Here is a 19395-nt window from a genome sequence, read left to right as displayed (position 1 = left end):
GAGTGGTTCATATTTATGTGTTCTGTTGCTTTTACAACAATATTTACTTCTCTTCAAACTTTACCCGTACTCCTTCTGAGTGGCTGGCAAATTCGGGAGCATACATACACTGAATGGTAGTCACCCCATTTGAGAAATCTCCTGCGTGACTTACCCTCAAGGCATACTCAAACACATATACCCCTTTGGGCAATGCCCCAAAAAAGAAATGAGTCGCCGCATCGCGTGTGCTTTCATAATACCCCAAACCATCTTGCCACTTATAACGCGAAATGGTGTTTACAGGCTCTAATCCAGCCGCTCGCATATCCTTCATGTGCACATACTCCATCAATCGGTCTACCCTTAGCTCAATGCGTACCTTGATCAAATCACCTACTTTTACCTTAGTGTTTGCCTTGATCGGTGAAATTACTGGTCCGGCATCTGACATTTTTTGCAAAAACAATTGCTTTTTCAATGCTAATGGAGTTTTAGCTGTTGTGATCTTGTCTAGTTGCTCAAAATACTGCCAGTAAACCGCACCCCAGGCAACGCCTTTGTCTTTTTTAGCCACAGTTACTTTACCCATGTCAGCGGTAATATTGTCTGCGTTCCACGACTTTTTGAAATAGCCAGTACCTGCTTCTACCTTAGCAGGACTACTTTCATCAAATGGATTTACCTTTTGTCCACCTACGGTTATTTCTACCTGCTTTTCGCTGGTTAGCCAATTACTACCTCGCAACAATAAAGCATAACAAGCCTCGGTAGTGGCTCTAGTTGTTTTCCAGTCTTGAGTTTGCTTAGACTTTAGCAAGAACGTACGCAAATCGTCTACTGCCTTTTGGTCTTTTGCTACTTCATCAAATACTTCAACCATCAAAGCTTGAGTCTCAATAGGTGCTTGATACCAGTAATAACCCCCAGTTTGTTTCCAATACATGCCCATTTCATCGTTGTGCAAAGCTCGCTCTTTTAGCGACTTCACAATAGCCATTGGTACTGGCTTTTCGTCGTAACGAAACAACCCAAGCGCCAACATACCTTGCATATATAAACTCTTTTTGGTCCAATACTTTTTGGCTTGACCAAAGTAGTAATCAAAAGCTTTTTGATAATCTTTGTTCAGTTTTACATCTTTAAAGAAACTACGCATATACAAATACTGCATTTGCATATAACCCAAATGATCATCTTTCAGCTTCAACAAGCCCTTACGTGCCAAACGCTTCAGTTCTTCGTGGTCATCATAAATTTTTCGATCTAAAAACTGAATAGCCTTGGTAGTCATTCTCCAGGCTTTTTTGTCTTCTCTCACCTTTTTTACTCCCAGATTATCTAAATGCCCCATACCGGTGGCAATGTGCTGGGTAATATAACGATCAGGGTAACCTCCATCAAACCAAGCCCAGGCACCATCGCTTTTTTGCTTTTTGATAAGTTTGGCCAAGGCTTTTTCCAGCTCATTTGCCATTCGGTTCAGGTCAAACAGTACCCCCAAACGACGTTTGCGCTCCGACTCGCTCTTTGAGTTCATTACCCACGGGGTTTCACTCAAAATCAATGACTTAAGCTCTTGGTTTTTCTCCAGGTTACTCAACAAAGCATCTGGTTGGATATTTTTCCAGGTATCAAACACTTTCTTGATTTTCGGGCTTGAATTAGCCACATGTGCCGCAATACTGTTGGCATAAAAACGACTAAAGGTTTGTTCAGCACATTCGTGCGGAAACTCCATCAAATAAGGCAGTGCCTGAATAGCATACCAAGCCGGGTTAGAAGTAAACTCAAGGGTGTATTTATGGTGCTTCAAGGTTTTAGACTTGCCACTTGCCATCAGTTTTTTCAACTCAAAAGTTTTGGTTTGATTGCTGCGAATAGGCAAAGGCATTGTTTCGGTCACCAACATACGATTGGTCAATACGGGCAAAGTCATTTCTTCTCCATCTGAGAATTTACCTGCTTTTGCCACCACTCTATAAGTAATTGCTTGCACACCCACAGGTATTTTTAGTTTCCACTTTACCACCGTACTCTGCTCGGCTTTCGCCTGAAAGTTAAGCTTTGCATTGGTGTTGCCCAATAGCTTATCAATCGGTTTGTTAGTAATGGCATCAAACAAAAACAGTTGCGCCGATCCTGTCAAATCTTTTTCCGATACATTAGAGATTTTAGACATCAAGGTCATTTGATCGCTTTCGCGGAAGAAACGAGGAGCATTAGGTACCACCATCAATTCTTTTTGGGTCACCAATTCATTGCTGGCAAAGCCATACTTCAGGTCTTTGGTATGGGCAAACCCTCTCATTTTCCACTTGGTAAGCGCCTCAGGCACTGTAAACTTCACAATGATTTCGCCTTTTTCATTGGTGCGCAGACTGGGGTAAAAGAAAGCTGTTTCGTTGAAATTAGTCCGTGCCTTTACTTGATCCAGACTACCCCCACTACCTCCAGCGGCTTTTTTAACCACAGGAACACTTTGTTGCTTGTCCGCTACTACAACTTTACTCTTGCTTGCCCTGGTCGCTACTGCCATTTTAGGGCTAGGCACAGCTACATCGTTCACTTCCTCCATTACTTTTGTCGGAGTCGATGTATTGCCTGCACTACTTTTTTCTTTTCTAAAACGGTGACGGTCATAATACTTGCGACGACCATACGAATACCCAAACCAATTGAGGTAATCATAATTTTTAGATTTCACATATTTCGTACGATCATTCCAATCGCGTGCATACACATTAAAGTTACTGATAACAAATCCCCCACGGCTGTCCCAGCGCATACGGGCATAATAAGAGTTATAAATGCCAAAACTAAATGCATTGGCACGGAAAACATCTAAGGAGGCATCATACAAGGTAGCAACCATTTCAGCGGCTACTTTATCCCCTTTTTTACCTGCAATCTTTATCCGCCATTCTTCTTTCTCTCCTGGCTTAAGTTTGTTTCGGAAAGTTTCAAAACTAATGTCCAGCTCTTTGTTGGTGCGTGGTACATACACTGTCTCATCACGATGGTACCAACGGTTGTTTTTTACAAAAGTAAAGTGTACACCAAAGTTTCCCCGATACTCCTCTTTCACGGGTACCTCTATCATTTTTTGGCTTTTACTCAGTTTTAACCACCGCTTTGCCACAATCTTGTTATTGTGCTCTATTTCGTACAATACCTGCACTCCTTTAGTTGCCGACCCTAACAATATTTGGGCTTTTTCGCCGGGTTCTGCCTTCGTCTTTTCAGTTTTGAAATAAAGCACCTGGTTGGTAGGTATACTTTTAGACTTAGGATTATAGACTGTAAAATACCTTACTGATTTTACCTCTTTACCTTGCGCGTCTTTAGCTTTTATTTCCAATACATAAGCCCCTTGTTTCCATTTAGCTATGTTGGTAATATTCAGCAAACGGCTGGCTTTGTCTTTTTCTTTGGTGGCAAATTTTGCGTTCCATACCTCTTTTTCTTTCTTCCACTTGTACTGATTGTTTTCATTGCGGTACAAGTCGTTCGGAAACCACTTTTCCCACTCTGTGGGTGAATGTATAAATTTGTTAGGCTGCGCCCATTTACGTACCCGCAACACTCTTTCGGGCTGCCGAAGCTGATGAATAGTAATGGTACCACTGGCTGCCTGAAACTGTCCATTGAGATTTTTGGTATTAATTTTCCAAGCAGCTTTTTTGCTTTGGTTTACCTGTGATCCCACAGATACACTTACTTTGAGCGAACGATACCCCACCGATGCAGTAGTGCTACTGCTATGGGTTTCGCCATTCATGTCGGTTACATCGGCATACACCCAATAAGTAAAAGTAGGGTCTGTTTCTTTGCCTACACTTAAGTCTGGAATAGCCTTAAACTTTACCTCAAACTCGCCTTGAGCATTGGTGGTAGCAGTTCCTTTGGTAATTTGCATACTAGGCGAAGATGGCGAATAACCATAATAGTAGTAGTACCATCTTGGAAAACTCGCTTTACGCACCACGCGGTATGTTACCTCAGCCCCGTCAATATTAGCTCCCGAATATGCCTTGGCTTTGCCTGTAACCGTTACCATATCATTTATCTTAAAACTCCCTTTTACTGGCTTAAAGCTTACTTCAAACTTAGGGCGCTTGTAGTCTTCTACCGAAAAACTAATGCTTCCGTGTGCATCTTTGATGCGCATATTGCCATTCAAGCCTTTATTAGGTGCTATAAATGAACCGTTAAATGTTCCAAACTCATTGGTGGTTAGGTTAAGCTTACCAGCCTTTTGACCATTCACATCATATAAAGTTACTGTTGTTTTGTAGTTTGCCTTAATGTCATGCTTGTCTCCGTCTGTGTTTAAAACCAACCCCTTGAAATAAACTGTTTGCCCTGGGCGGTAAATCTTTCGATCTAAAAAGAAAAAAGTTTTGGTGTAGGTGCGTTTACTATCGGTATATTTATAGCGATACAAGTTGCCATAACGCGATTTGTATTTGTATGAGTTCAGGTCAAGGGTAGACAGCCAGTCTTTGCCTTTTTCAAACTCCAGCCAAAAATTACGTTTATAGTAATTATCAACATAGGGTATTTCTACATACCCTTCTTTATTTGATGTAAAAACACCTCCGGTTTCTATCAAATACGCTCGTTTTTTGTTGTCATAACGACGTACTTTCAAGGTAGTCTTTACCCCTGCCACAGGCTTACCGGATGTTCTATCCAAAACATATACCTGACTAATGCCTTTATAGCGAAGACTGCGGTTGATATAACTTAAGCTACTTACTGTCACTAAATCACTTGCCACTGCATTGCCCTTAGTTTCAAAATTAGGCGATACACTTGCCACTAACATATAATTGCCCAAAGGCAACGCTGGAACCTTGGTTTCTAAACGATGCATTTGGTAATCTTTATCATCTGGCAACTTGGTGCTCCAGCTATGCAAAGGGGTTAGTTGATAGGTGGCTTCTAAAAAACAAGCTTGAGCGTGGCTTTTGGGGTTACAGGCAAGATAAGTTTTTTGCAGCCAGTCTAAGTCTACCTTATATACCCGCCAATGCATTTGGTCAGTGTTTTTGTATTGTATACTTACCCTAAAAGGTTGTTCAGGTACATTTACTCGCTCAGTTTGCAAGCTTACGCTCTTGCTGAATATTCTTATTTTCAGGTTTTTACATTGTTGAGCCCCCCGCGATTTAGGAAAACGAGCAATTGCTTTATCGCATATTTCAATGGCTGTTTTTAGCTTCCATTTCTTTTTGTCCAGTCGCAAAGGGTTGTGGCTCCTGCCTTGTTGGTAATAAATATTGGCAATGGCATAAGTCACTTCCGTAGAAATAGGAAACTTAATGCTGCGTTTTTCTAAACGCTCCAACGCTTCACGATACAAGTCTTTTTTGATGGTAGTACTTAAGTGGTTGTACACAAACTTTAAGCGGGCAAGGTCGGCATCTACTAGCGATGACAAGTCTTTGTCGTTTTGGTGAAACTTGATCAAGTCTTGCAAAATAGTCAAGGCGTAATACTTATACGAAGTAGTATCACGTGACTCTATTTTCATTTTAGCAAAACCTACTGCATCCTGCAAGTACTCAGGTTTGTTCAGGGTAAACTGATAGGCAGGCTTGGTGAGGTTAGGTTCCGAGCTTTTGAAAAAGTTAATGGCTCGATGGGCAAGAAAATCATACAAAGTAGGGCGAAGTTTGCGTTGCTCTGTGTGACCTTTTACAATAATTTCGTCGTAAATGTCTACTTTCACTTTTTTAAGCTTCTCAGCATCTTTCAGCGAAAGCTTGTATTGATGCATCGTTTCTTCAGTAATTTTTCGTAAGTCCCAAGTGTTCAGATCAGCCTGAGCAAAATCTTTGGAAGTGGCAGTACGGTTATTGTAACGCCAACGGTTGCGGCGATAATATTGCCAGTAGACCTGCCCCAACATAGAGTGTAACATGGGTTTTACCGGAAACTCCGCATTTTTTACCTCAGTTTGCAAATCGGTCAGGCTTTTTACCAAATCATTTTCTTCTACCATTACCACATACTTTAATTTATGTACAATGGCTTTGATAAGTTGTGCTGAATTTTTGTCTTTTTTGGCTTGCGTATAAATGCCGTCTACTTCCTTGAGGGCTGATTTGGGTAATTTCTTTTTCAAAAATCCGTTTACCTTGTCCCAGCGACTGTTATAAGCTTTTTGGGCATGTACTTCAGGCACCTGCCAATAGCTAAGCGCCAACAAGACCAGGGCACTCAGGAATAAACGCCTTATAGTTTTCGTATAATGCATAATGAGAATAGTTTAGGTGATTTTTACAGCAAAATAGCCATTATTTCATCAGGTGTCTCATTGTATCAGGTGCCTTGCAAGATGATGTATTTACCTTGCTTGGCACACAACTACCTGACAATAAAACCATTGAATCGTACTGGCTTGCTGCTTTTAACTAAAATTACAAAAAACAAAGTGCTTCACAATAGATATAGGGTAGTTTATTGTATATGTAAGTTTTGTCCTTGTTAACAAGACAAGTGTCATAGGGCAAAAGGGGTAGGTGTAAGGTGGTGTGGTCTATTTTTAAGTAATTTACTTTTTTTGCCAATGTATATATTTCTTATATCTGCATATATAAAAAAGCCCCAAGTACACAATGTTCAGACAAGTATAAAAACAGAACACAATGCAAATTGAAGTAAATCTTTATTGACTTGATTTTTGCACCTTAAATAGTTGAAGCTTTCCTCTAAAGCAAAAAAAACAACGCATGATAAAGTTTATCTTGCGTTGTAAAGTTAACTATTCTATTTAGGGTAATTTTGATTAGTTAGGTGTTTGAATCACTATTTTCCTTATTTGACACTTACTTCCTTGGTGTTCATTTTTTTAATTAGGTTTTTCATATCACTTGTTTTCCTCAGTTTGATCGTTTTACTTTAAATTAGTTTGTCACTTATTTTCATTACTTGACACTTACTTCCTTGGTTTTTAGTTAGGTTTTTCACGTTACTTATTTTCCTTATTTGACACTTATTTCCTTGATTTTCAGGTTTTAGTTAGGTTTTTCATGTCACTTATTTTCCTTAGTTTGATCACATTTTACTTTCTATTAGTTGATCACTTATGTCCTTGGTTTTCAGGTTTTAGTTAGGTTTTTCATATCACTTGTTTTCCTCAGTTTGATCACGGTTTACTTTAAATTAGTTTGTCACTTATTTTCCTTAGTTTGATCACATTTTACTTTCTATTAGTTGATCACTTATTTCCTTGGTTTTCAGGTTTTAGTTAGGTTTTTCATATCACTTGTTTTCCTCAGTTTGATCACGGTTTACTTTAAATTAGTTTGTCACTTATTTTCCTTAGTTTGATCACATTTTGCTTTCTATTAGTTGATCACTTATTTCCTTGATTTTCAGGTTTTAGTTAGGTTTTTCATATCACTTATTTTCCTCAGTTTGATCACGGTTTACTTTAAATTAGTTTGTCACTTATTTTCCTTAGTTTGATCACATTTTGCTTTCTATTAGTTGATCACTTATTTCCTTGATTTTTAGGTTTTTCATATCACTTATTTTCCTCAGTTTGATCACGATTTACTTTAAATTAGTTTGTCACTTATTTTCCTTAGTTTGATCACATTTTGCTTTCTATTAGTTGATCACTTATTTCCTTGATACTCAGGTTTTAGTTAGGTTTTTCACGTCACTTATTTTCCTTGGTTTGATCACGGTTTACTTTCTATTAGTTTGTCACTTATCTCCTTGATTTTTAGTTTTTTAGTTAGGTTTTCTACATCACTTATTTTCCTTGGTTTGATCACGGTTTACTTTCTGTTAGTTGATCACTTATTTCCTTGATTTTCAGGTTTTAGTTAGGTTTTTCATATCACTTACTTTCCTCAGTTTGATCGTTTTACTTTAAATTAGTTTGTCACTTATTTTCCTTAGTTTGATCACATTTTGCTTTCTATTAGTTGATCACTTATTTCCTTGATTTTCAGGTTTTAGTTAGGTTTTTCACGGCACTTACTTTCCTTGGTTTGACCACAGTTTACTTTCTATTAATTAGTCAATTATTTCCTACTTCTTATGATTTTTCGGGTGAGTATAGATTATGCATTCAGTTTCGTGTAATGACTATATTTCACGAACTATTATTGATACTTATCTTGGTATCCATATCACTTTCTCAAAAATATTTATCTGAAAATCTAAATTATGATATTAATCAGGCAGACATATTTATCAATTGAACAATAAAAACAGTTCAATTGATTTTAAACATACAATACAAAAGCGTTATAAAGGTGGTAAACCAGCATTTATAGTGTTGCTTCAATTTAAACTTATCAATCGAAGTTTATTGATAGGCTCGACTACATATATACAAATAAGTATAAATGTATATAGATAGCATTGAGTTTATTCAGGTGAGTTCAAATTCAGGCATGCACAATTGTGTATAGGCATACATGAACCAGACCTGTATAAGGAAAGTATGTAGTAAGATTATTAAAAAGAATTGATTACAAGAGGAGAGTATTACTCAAACAAGTTTTGGTAGGTTAATAACCAGCACCAAGAACTACGAGTGTAGAAAGAAATGAGCGGTATGTTTGAGAAGTTATTCATCTGACAATAATAAAATTGTATTTGATTTATATTACGAGAAAGAATTTAAGAAGGTTATATTTTTTATAACAAAATTTAATTTTTTATTATTCCTTATCTCCTAAATTTTTGCAAATATTGTTTTGGGGCTACAGAATATTGTTTTTTGAATGCCCTGGCAAAGTGCGCCAGATTAGAATACCCCACCAATCCTCCTACTTCTGATACGTTATATTGACGTGACTCTAATAACTCCTTGGCTTTTTCCATTCTATTATACAAAGCATACTGGTATATGCTATGACCAAACACTTGCTTAAAAGTTTTTTTGAGTTTACTTTCACTCATACCTACCTCTCGCGATAACCACAAAATAGTTGGCGGGTTTTCAAGGTTATCCATCAATATTTTCTTTACTGCAAACAAGGACGCGACATCGGTTTGATTCAGGTTATAAAACCCATCAGTTGTTTCACGTTGTGCCAGTTTATCAAAAAATAACGCCAATAGCTCAATTGTTTTTGCTTGCAAGAACAAACCCGTGACTGGTTCGGCATAGTCACATTGAATAATTTCTTCTATAGCTTTCTCCATTGCCTGGTTAAGCGTTTCATAAATACAAAACTGTTTTTGACAAGCAAACAGGCTTACCAGATTTTCGGCTTCTTTGCCCGGTATGTTTTGCATATATTCAATGATCCAACGACGGCTCACTACCACAGCAATAGTTATAATTTCTTCATTAGAAGGAAATTCTACAATACTGTCTTGCTCGTGGGCAGGAATCATTATCCCTTGTGGGCTGAACCTTCCCAAGGTTTTCTTTTCTTCGGCGGCAAGATGTATATGGTCTACCCCAGCCTTGGAGTAATGAAATACAATGGGTAAAATATCCTTTCTGGGCGCTGCCTTGCGCGAAATACGGAGAGGTTTGTCTAAATAGATTTGTTGCACTGACAAATTTAGCTCTGCCGAAAAACAATGCATTTGTATAGACCCATGCCCCAGGTGCTCAGGAATATTAATTTGATTATCCACTACTTTGGTTTCAAAAATTTCTGCCATCTGGACAAGCCAGTTTTGAGGTGAGTCTACTGAAAAAGAGTTGGATTGCATACACAAAAATTAGTTTGATAGTAATACGCTCAACGGTAATACCTTGAACAACGACAGGCGCAAGTCCTTAAATACCGGGTGCTACCTCCTGTTTAACTATGCTGAGCTCATCACAGCAAGCCACCTCGATGAATCGGATTTAGAAATAGACTCGATTCACAGATATACAACACACTTATTTTATGTTAGTTATAAATCCCCAATCAAAAGCATATCACTTTGTTGAGCTCGGTTAGTCAAAAGCGAACCATTATAATTAAGAACAGGGCTAAAATAACTACTACGAAATTTTTTGCTTGAGTTAAGGGTTTGATCGTAGTAAAATAAAAAATATAGGACACTCATCCTATGGTAAAAGAAAAAACGTTGCCACTCGAAGTCACAACGTCTTATATTTTAGTAAATGATCACCTACCCTATGTTGGGTTTAAGAACATATCACAGCTGGCGAAACAGGCTACCTACGGCGACGACGATTGCCACGCCCCTTTTTAATACTGGTTTTAAATCTCTTCCCTATCTGGTAGGTCAAACTTGCCCTCAAAATCTGGCTTTCACGCTTATATATTCCAGACGAAGTAAATTCAGTGGTGGTGGTTGCGAAGCCAAACTGACGGGTATCGAAAATGTCGGTCAAAACTAAGCCGAAAGTAGCTCTGCCTTTAAGAAAACGGTGACGGAAACCCAAGTCAATAGAGTGAAACGCCTGACGTGTTCCTTGCGCTCGTATAATAGGGGCTCTATAGTTTCCAGTAAGCTGTAGGGTAGTGTTTTTGCTCAACTTCCAGTTTGATTGCAATTTTGCATTCCAGCTTGTATTACTGGTAATGAGGTCTGTTTCACTGTTTCTAGCGTCAATCTCCCGATTAAAAAAAGCATAACTTGCGTTAAAATCCCACCATTTCACCAAGTTACCAATAACAATCAACTCTATACCATAGTCGGTGGCAGTCCCCAGGTTTACCGGACGAAACACCAAGGCAGAGTTGGCATCAAACGAGGCAAAACGTTGTATCACGTTCGTTGTATGTCGATAAAACAAGCTGGGAATCAAGCTTATTTTACTCCACACCTTATTGTACCCTATTTCGGCAGAGTGAGTCAATTCTGGTCCTAGTTCGGGGTTACCCACCCGAATACGAGTAGGGTTTGAGATATCGCGAAATGGGTTAAGCAGGCGAAAACGTGGGCGACGAATACGCTTGCTATAGCTTACCTTGAAAAACTCTCCTTTGCGTACCCTATAAGTAATACGTGCACTTGGAAACAGGTTAAAATAGTTGTTTTCAATGTTTTGTGTATTGTCAGACTTTGCCGTGAGGTATACTTGCTCGGCTCGTAAACCAAAATTAAATCCTATTTTCTTTTTAAGTTTTCCTTTAAATAATACATACGCCGCATGCACTTGTTCGTCGTATTTAAACTCATTACTCAGTTCATCGGAAAAAACGTACGTTTGAATTGTTTCGTCGTATATCTCTTGGTCAAAGTCAAGGTTCATATCACGAATAATGGCTTTGTAGCCAGTCTCAATCTTCATTTTTTGCCTATAGGGTGTATATAGTCTAACTGGATGTTGGTAATATTATTTGCGTTGTTATTGGCAGACCGCTGCAACGCAGTAGAATCTACACTGGTAGAATTGAGCTGCAATATATTGGTAGTAACATCTTGGGTTTCCAGTTCTGTACCAAAGTTTGAGCTCAGCGAGAAACTTAATTTTTGCCCTTTTTTGTCAAACTTCCTAGTAAAGATTAAAGCCCCCTCAAACACTTTATTATCTTCTTTTTCGGTATTGTATGTATGGGTTGTACTGTCGAGCGTAGCACGGTCAGTACCAAACCGACTGACTAAAAACTCTGGTTCATCCTGGGTTTGTGTACCTAGCAATCCTTCTACGCTCAAGGTAGTTTTATCATTGATAAACCAGTCAGTGCCAAACTTTATTGAATGATTAATGTCTACCCGATCACCATCACGGTCTTGTATAATCACACTCTGTCTGTCAGAACGGGTAAAGTCATCAGTTTCATTGTCAAACCATACCCGGCGAGCATTGCGGCGGGCATCATACGATACAAACCAGTTAAACTTGCTGGTGCGACGATTGAGACGAAGCGAACCATTGTAACGATCACGATTGCTGGCTCCCAGGGTAATTAGTGCATTTAGTCCGGTTTTTACCCCTTTCTTGAGTTGGATATTGATTACCCCGCCTACTCCTGCTGCATCGTATTTGGCAGAGGGGTTGGTACTAATGTTTATATCTTTGATAGCACTTGCTGGTAGCGACTCTAACCCACCACCACGCGAGGTTCCTGTCAAAGCAGAGTTTCGCCCATTGATCAAAATATTGGCGCTGGTTCCTCTTAGGCTAATGTTACCATCGTTGTCTACAGTTACCCCAGGTATATTTCTTAATATATCAAGTGCAGAACCTCCTTGCTGTGAAATATTATTATCAGCTTTCACTGTAATGCCTTCTTCATCCGCCTGAATAAACTCTCGCTTGGCTTTTACCACTATTTCGTCGAGGTTGAGCACCGACGAAGACATGTCTACCTCCTTTAAGTTCAAGTTGGGGGCTGCCGCGCTAACGACCAGGTTTGTCAATGTTTTTTTGTCATACCCTACCATACTTATTACCAGGTCATACTTGCCATACTTGAGGTTGTTCAAGGCAAACTTGCCACCTATGCCTGAGGTAGTAGTTGCCACCGCTATAGTTTGTGTGGTATCACCTGCCTGAAACAAACCCAATACTGCAAACTCTACAGGTTGTTTGGTTTTGGAATCTGTCAAAGTTCCTCGGATAACTTGTGCTTTTAGACACATAGTAGCAAACAAAATGAGAAAGAAGGTATTAAAGATAAAAGTGAGTTTTGTCATTTTTAGTATCATAGTATGGTTTTAATCTTAGGAATTGTTCAAAAATAAATTTACACTCTGAGAGGTGATTTTTCGCCTTGATACTTCGTTATTTTTAGCCTTTGGCAGAGCTCGGCACAGCGTAGCTGTAGCCATCGGTTTTTGCCCGTAGCGTTGCTATGGGTGCAAAAAACAGCCTCGTCTCAAAACAAAACCTCTACCTCAAGAATAGCAATTTAATTTCTCACCATTCCTTAGAAGCCGCGATGATTTTTTATACTCAAAAATAAGCAGCAAATCTGTAGAGATTCTGAAGAATCAGGAGATTTTAAGGTCTTAACAGTATTTTAACAGAAATGCTTGCTTGGTGATAGACCTCCTCAAATCAATAGATGTTCTTACCAACTATCAATAGTCCATAGCTTCTACAGCCTAAAGCTATTAGCCTTTAGCTATTAGCTTTAGGCTGGTTTGCAAGCCTGCTACTTGTTTTATAATACATTGATTTTTAAGGGTTTATAAAATCGGTAGATGGAAGTCCATAGCTGATTCGAGTAAATGTTCACCTTGTTAAATACTGTAAACCAGTATTTTATATTAAGATTGCGTACACACTTTATTTTTAAAAGTGTTTCGGTTTTACGCCTAAACACCCAATTAAACAGTTTTTAAATTCATCAATAACTGATAACCAGCAAACAACTTTGACTAAAATCACTGCGGAGTCTTGAACTATATAATGCAGGAAAAATAACAGGAAAGAGTATTCCATGGGTAGGTAAAAGGTAGATATATGCCACTGTATCAGGCAAATTTATGGTAGATCAACTACACAATACAAACCTAGACTTGGTGGTTCAGCATATTCAATAGCCGAGTTTTAGCCCCATTACGAGTATATCGTCTATCTGTGGCTCGTTGCCCATCCAGTCTTCTAAAGTATCAACTAACTGTTGGCGTTGCTCTATCAGAGGTAAATGGTGAATATCGAACAACAATTGGCGAAAGCGGGGTTTCATAAACTTTTTATTGTCTGCTCCGCCAAACTGGTCTTGGTAACCATCTGAAAAAATATAGAACATGCCTGGTGTATCTTTAAAACTAACTGTATGGCGATCAAACTTTTTGGTAGGTCTATGTTTTCCGCCACCTATGCCTTGCTTGTTGCCTTTAATCCGATGCAACTCCCCGTTTTGCACATATACCAAAGGATTGTTGGCACCCGCAAAATGAATACACTCTTCCAGCTCATCTATGACTACCAAAGCCAGGTCCATTCCATCCTGGTTATCGTTTTGGTCTTGTTTAAGCGCCTTTTTTACCCCTAAATGCAAACTAGTCAATATGTTTTCAGGAGCATATATTTTACGTTGCTTTACCACGTTGTTGAGCAAGTTATGACCAATCATGCTCATAAACGCTCCTGGAACCCCGTGTCCGGTACAATCTACCGCCGCAATAAATATCAATTCCAGACTGGCATTATCAGGGTGAGGTATGCTGGTAAACCAATAAAAGTCGCCTGATACTATGTCGCGTGGTTTGTAGAAAATAAAAGCGTATTCCTGGTAAGTCAAAAAATCGGAGTGCAAAGGTAACATCGCATTCTGAATACGCCGGGCATATTCAATGCTATCAGTAATTGCTTGGTTTTTATGCTCGATCTCATCATACAACTGTTTAAGCTCTACATTTTTCAGGCGATAAATTTCTGCTTCTTTTTCTGAGCGTTCCTTGGCAAACTGGCTTTCCAGGTTCCTTATTTTCAGATTGGCATCCTTACCCATTACACTATCCTTGATTTCATTGTGTTGTTTTAGGTGGTGATAAGCTTTGTCATACTCCTCCAACACATCATAAATTTGGCTCAATAAGAGGTGCGCTCGGTACATTTTCACCTTGGCCCGCAGTTTTTCCGCCCATTTAAGTCCATTTTGCAAGTAATTAACCGCAAGCGCATATTCTTGCTGCTCAAAATTAAACTCTCCCAAATCGAGGTAGGTCGTAATCAATGCTTGTTTGTCGGTGGCCTGTAGGCGAATATTCAGGCTTTTGCCATAAAAAAGGTAGGCTTGGTCTATATCGTTGAGTTTGCGATATATTTTACCAAAATCGTTGAAAGTACGTGACATGCCAAACTGGTCGTTTGACTCTTCTTGTAATTTAAGGGCTTTGTCCAGGCATTCTAAAGCTTGAGTGTATTGATCGCGCTGAAAAGCTACGTTTGCCAGACCAATCCAACTACGGGCGTTTGACACAGAATAAGGGTCACCTATTTCAAGGGCTTTTTGCGAGGCTAAAAAGTTTTTTTCTGCGTTATCAGGGTCGTTCAAGTCTAAGTAAAAACTCCCCAGCATATACAGCGCATAGGCCAAGCGACCACTTTTGCCTGACTCCTGGTATAAATGTATGCCTTTAAAAACATAATCCAAGGCTTTGCTATAGCTACCCTGGCTCCAGTGTGACATCCCCAAGTTGGTATAAGTTTCGGCTAGTAACTCTTTGTTGTTGGTTTGCTGAAATATCTCAATGGCTTGGTCAGAGTACAAGGCTGAGTCATCGTAGTTGGCAGTAAAATAAGCAATAGCCGCCTTCCCTAGTCTTACCCTGCCCAACCCATCTTTAAATTTTATTTGTGTGGCCAATAATGCTGCTTCTTCTAACAAAGCATTGGCTTGCGGTACTTTATTCTGATACAAAATATCAAAAGCAAGGTCTATTATCCGGGTTACTTTTTGATTTTCATCCTGGGTTGTTGCAATCACTGCCTTTCGTTTTTCAATTTCAGTATCAGATAAAGCCATACACTAATTTATACAAGTAAATGAATGGGCAAAAGATAGCAAAAACTTGGCTAAACCCAATAAAAAAGGAGAACCTTCGTAAAGATTCTCCTTTGTGTAAAATTTTGATTTGCTGGCTTATAAATACTTTGACAGCTTTACTCTCTTGCCACACATGTCTTTAGTTACTTTGAAAAGGAATTTATCTTTACTACCACGAGGAGCAGTATATACTTTCTTGCCTGGGCGACAAGTCACAGAAGTAGATCCTCCGCGTTTGTTCAAAGAAACAACGCCATATCCTGTATGAATGCGCACTTTTATGCCGGTATCATTGACAATCTTAAAGCTAGCAAAATTCGTTTCTACCTTTTTTTCTACTTTGGCTGGAGTTTTATCGGCCATAGTAAACGATGCCAAAGCAGCAACACAAGCAATAAGAGTAAAAATTTTTAGTGTTTTCATAATATTACAATCCTTATTAGTAAATGTAAAAAATACGTTTTTTTATTACGTTACAAAGGTATAACGTTTCAAGTAAAATAAAGTTGATGAATTTACTAAAGGGTGGTTTTTGTTCACCAATGGACGGTATCAATTCATAAAAGGAATACTTTTGGACAAAAAAAAAGCGTAGTTATAACAGACTACGCTTTTTAATAAACTTTGAATAAGGCATGTAGTTTTTGCTCAGTTTACCTATATTCTAATAATTATCACATTACCTATCCAAAGTTATGGTTAATATTTATGAGCTATTTGCCAAAGCTTTCTAACCAATTTTAACTCTTAATTATTTTTCAGACTATTTGTATTACTTACAATGCAATGTTAGCGTTTATCAATCGGGCAAGCAATTCTCACTCAGATAAACTCGGTTATTTAAGGTATACAATATTTTATAACAACCTGTTTTTAAACCACTTACTCAAATCCAAGCAATCATAACCCTTCTATTTACTCTGCTCAAAATAAGGTTCATCTGTTTCTTCTTCAGCATCACCTGAACTGTTCAATGCTTGATGGTAAAACAGGTCTTGATGACTTTACAAGAGAATAGGTTAAAGTCAATCATCTATTTGCTATGAACAGATACAGGGGATTACCAGAGAAGGTGTTTGTTTTACCATTATCAATACAAGAGATTATTCTATACTTGAGCATTTTTCGGCCAATAAACAGCAGCATTTCCCCTATATTCCTTACACAACACTTGTTTAGCAAAACAATGCCTTATAATAATTAGTACAATTACCTACCTTTGGTCTTATTATTAAGGAACGTGATCGCAATAACTGTCCGGTTTAGAACATATCCTCTTTACTGATTTTCGTTACTTTTAGCCTTTGGCAGAGCTCGGCGCAGCAGGGCTGCAGCCATCGGTTTTCGCCGTAGCTATGGCTACGACTGCAAAAAGTGCCTCAGCCAGCCTCGAGTATACGCCCTCAATCTCGACACGTATTTTGAACATGTTCCTAAGTAAAACTATAAAATTCGTCTGCTCCATAGCACATCGCCTTTTGGAACACTTTACCTTTTTCTGTTTTACTAAAAAATCAACTGCTTGCAAAAACTATTACTAACTACCACAACGCCGATTAATTATATTACTCATGTATTACTTACTTCATAAACTGCCTGGGCTGGTTTTATGGCTACTCCTGCTGTCGACCTATACTTTTGCCCAAAACCACACAAAAACAGACTCGTTAAAGCGTAAGCTTCACGATGTATCTGACAATAAAGAAAAGCTACTGGTGTATAATACACTTGCCAGAGAATACAGCAATCAGCTCGATTCTACCCAAACTTTACTGTACGCCAACCTTGCGTTAAACTTGGCAAAACAAACCAATAACCCACAAGCAGCACTCAAAGCACATAGCCAAATAGGTTGGTTATTACTTTTCACAGGATATTATGCTAAAGCCAAGGCTCGCGCTCACCACATGTTAACGATTGTTCAAAAACACCCTCACTTCAAAAACCACAGCAATGTTTATAACCTGTTAGGAGCAATTGAAGAACATCAGGGCAATTACAACCCAGCTTTAGAAGCTTACAAGCAAGCCTTGCAAATAGCTCAGCAGATAAAAGATACCAAAGGAATAGGGGTATACTGTGGCAACATTGGCAATGTATACGAAAGCCTGGGTAATATTCAACAAGCTTTGCACTACCACCAAAAAGCCCTGAATTTTGCTCAGGCAAGCGGCAATCAAAAAGGGATGTCAGCTAACTATAATAACCTGGCGCTGACTTTCCAAACGCTGGGTGACTACCCCCAAGCTTTAGCTTATTACCAAAAATCATTGCGTATCAAAGAGAAGCTTAAACACTTACCAGGTATTGCAAAAACGCTCCATAACATAGGCATTTTATATGAAAACCAACTCAACTATACCGAGGCTATTGCTTACTTTCACAGGTCGCTCAAAGTAGACCAACAACTCAACGATCGGCGTGGGGTAGCCCAGAGTTATAGCGCCATTGGAGGTATTTATGACAAACAGCAACAGTATGATACAGCGTTGGTTTATTACCAAAAATCGTTGAAACTGAGCACTCAAATTGGAGATAAAAGCACTATAGCCCACAGTAAACTCTTGTTGGGTAACCTGATGATCACCCAGAAAAAGTATACGCAAGCATTTAATTACCTCAGGCAAGCCCTGGAGTTGTACCAAAAACTAGGGGAGCAACCATTGATAGCAGAAGTTTTTTTGCATTTAGCCAAAGCGTTGCATCACCAGCAAAAATACTCCCAAGCATTGGCACAAGCCAACAAAGGGGTAACCCTTGCCCGGCAAACCAAACAACCTCAGTTGCTAAAGGCAGGAGCCGAAATACGCGCAAAAATTCACAAAACGATGGGTAACTATCAAGGTGCATACCAAGACTATCACTTGTTTAAGCAAATGACGGATAGTTTATTGAATATTGGCAATGCACAAAAAATAGCCCACCTGAAAACAAAGTATGCCTACGAAAAAAAGCAAGACTCGCTACATTGGGCACATGCTCAAGAGAAAAGTTTGTTTGTAGAGCTTACAAATCACCGTAGAACAGTGCAAAACAGTACGTATGCCCTATTGGTTTTATTGTTGTTATTATTATTGGTGGTGATTAGGTTTTACAGAAGCAAACAGAAGAATAATCAGCAACTCAATGCGCTCAATCAAGCACTGAATACCGCCCATGAACATCTAAAAAAACAAACCAGGGCACGTTTGCAAGAAGCACAAGCAAGGGCAAATGCCGAAACAAAAAATTTACAAAACGAGATTAATTATAGAAACCAACAAGTAACCACACATACACTGCACATGCTGCAAAAAAACCAGACATTAAAGCAGCTCAGAACCTTGATTAATGAAATGCGGCAGCAAAAGAACTTCAGCAAAGCAAAAAAGATGTGCCAGAAGCTGGTAAATTTGATAGATCAAGGCCTCAATATGGACAAAGATTGGGAAAGTTTTCATCAAGTGTTTGACCAACTGCACCCTGACTTTTACCAAAAACTAAAGTATCAATATCCATCGCTTACCAAGAACGATTTACAAGTATGTGCTTTGCTACGACTCAATCTTAATACTAAAGACATTTCAGATTTGATGGGAATTGCACCTGATAGTGTAAAAATGCAAAGATACCGTTTACGCAAAAAGCTGGAAATTGCCTCTGATCAGGATTTAAATGAGTTTATGATTATGTTTGACCCTACGATCACTGTTACACACGCTGCCTGACAATAGGTAGGTCTTTATAAAAAAGCAAATCCTCAGAAAAACATGGTTTCTGAGGATTTGTAATTTGAGGCGCTTAATGAAATACGCAGTGATCTTCTCCGCCAATGACCATGATAAATCCATCTAGTGACTCGCAAGTAGACTCATCAATACGACCTTCTACCACCTTTTACAGCTTTTAAATCGCCTTTTGTCATTTCAAATTTTTTAAGGTTTTTCATTGTTATAATTTGGTTATTAGCACTTGTTTAATACATCCATCTTTAGAGAGCTTGTGCTCAACTCAATACCAGTAAACTTGTATTAACTCCATACAG

5 protein-coding genes and 1 pseudogene are annotated in these 19395 nt (G+C 38.7%); 1 reads left to right on the top strand and 5 read right to left on the bottom strand.

Annotated elements, in window-relative coordinates:
- Positions 1 to 43 precede the first annotated feature (43 nt).
- The 5 genes and pseudogenes from M23134_RS04515 to M23134_RS04490 form a co-directional block, all read right to left on the bottom strand.
- On the bottom strand, positions 44 to 6244 hold the full coding sequence (locus M23134_RS04515; protein ID WP_045112993.1) for an alpha-2-macroglobulin family protein: 6201 nt from the start codon (positions 6242 to 6244) through the stop codon (positions 44 to 46).
- 2432 nt (positions 6245 to 8676) lie between these two features.
- The gene (locus M23134_RS37510) at positions 8677 to 9627 is read right to left on the bottom strand and encodes a helix-turn-helix transcriptional regulator (RefSeq protein ID WP_157558337.1); all 951 of its coding nucleotides are present in this window, start codon (positions 9625 to 9627) and stop codon (positions 8677 to 8679) included.
- A gap of 508 nt (positions 9628 to 10135) precedes the next feature.
- Positions 10136 to 12513: pseudogene (locus tag M23134_RS42030) on the bottom strand (TonB-dependent receptor domain-containing protein).
- Between the two features lie 899 nt (positions 12514 to 13412).
- On the bottom strand, positions 13413 to 15350 hold the full coding sequence (locus tag M23134_RS04495; RefSeq protein ID WP_002694213.1) for a tetratricopeptide repeat protein: 1938 nt from the start codon (positions 15348 to 15350) through the stop codon (positions 13413 to 13415).
- Positions 15351 to 15467: 117 nt separating this feature from the next.
- Positions 15468 to 15794 (bottom strand): hypothetical protein, encoded by a 327-nt coding sequence (locus M23134_RS04490; protein ID WP_002694212.1) that lies wholly within the window; start codon positions 15792 to 15794, stop codon positions 15468 to 15470.
- 1148 nt (positions 15795 to 16942) lie between these two features.
- Between M23134_RS04490 and M23134_RS04485 the strand changes: the two genes are divergently transcribed.
- Positions 16943 to 19078 (top strand): tetratricopeptide repeat protein, encoded by a 2136-nt coding sequence (locus M23134_RS04485; RefSeq protein WP_002694211.1) that lies wholly within the window; start codon positions 16943 to 16945, stop codon positions 19076 to 19078.
- Positions 19079 to 19395: the final 317 nt, after the last annotated feature.

It is taken from the genome of Microscilla marina ATCC 23134 (assembly GCF_000169175.1).
Classification (GTDB): domain Bacteria; phylum Bacteroidota; class Bacteroidia; order Cytophagales; family Microscillaceae; genus Microscilla; species Microscilla marina.
This window is presented reverse-complemented; position numbering and strand designations above follow the sequence as displayed.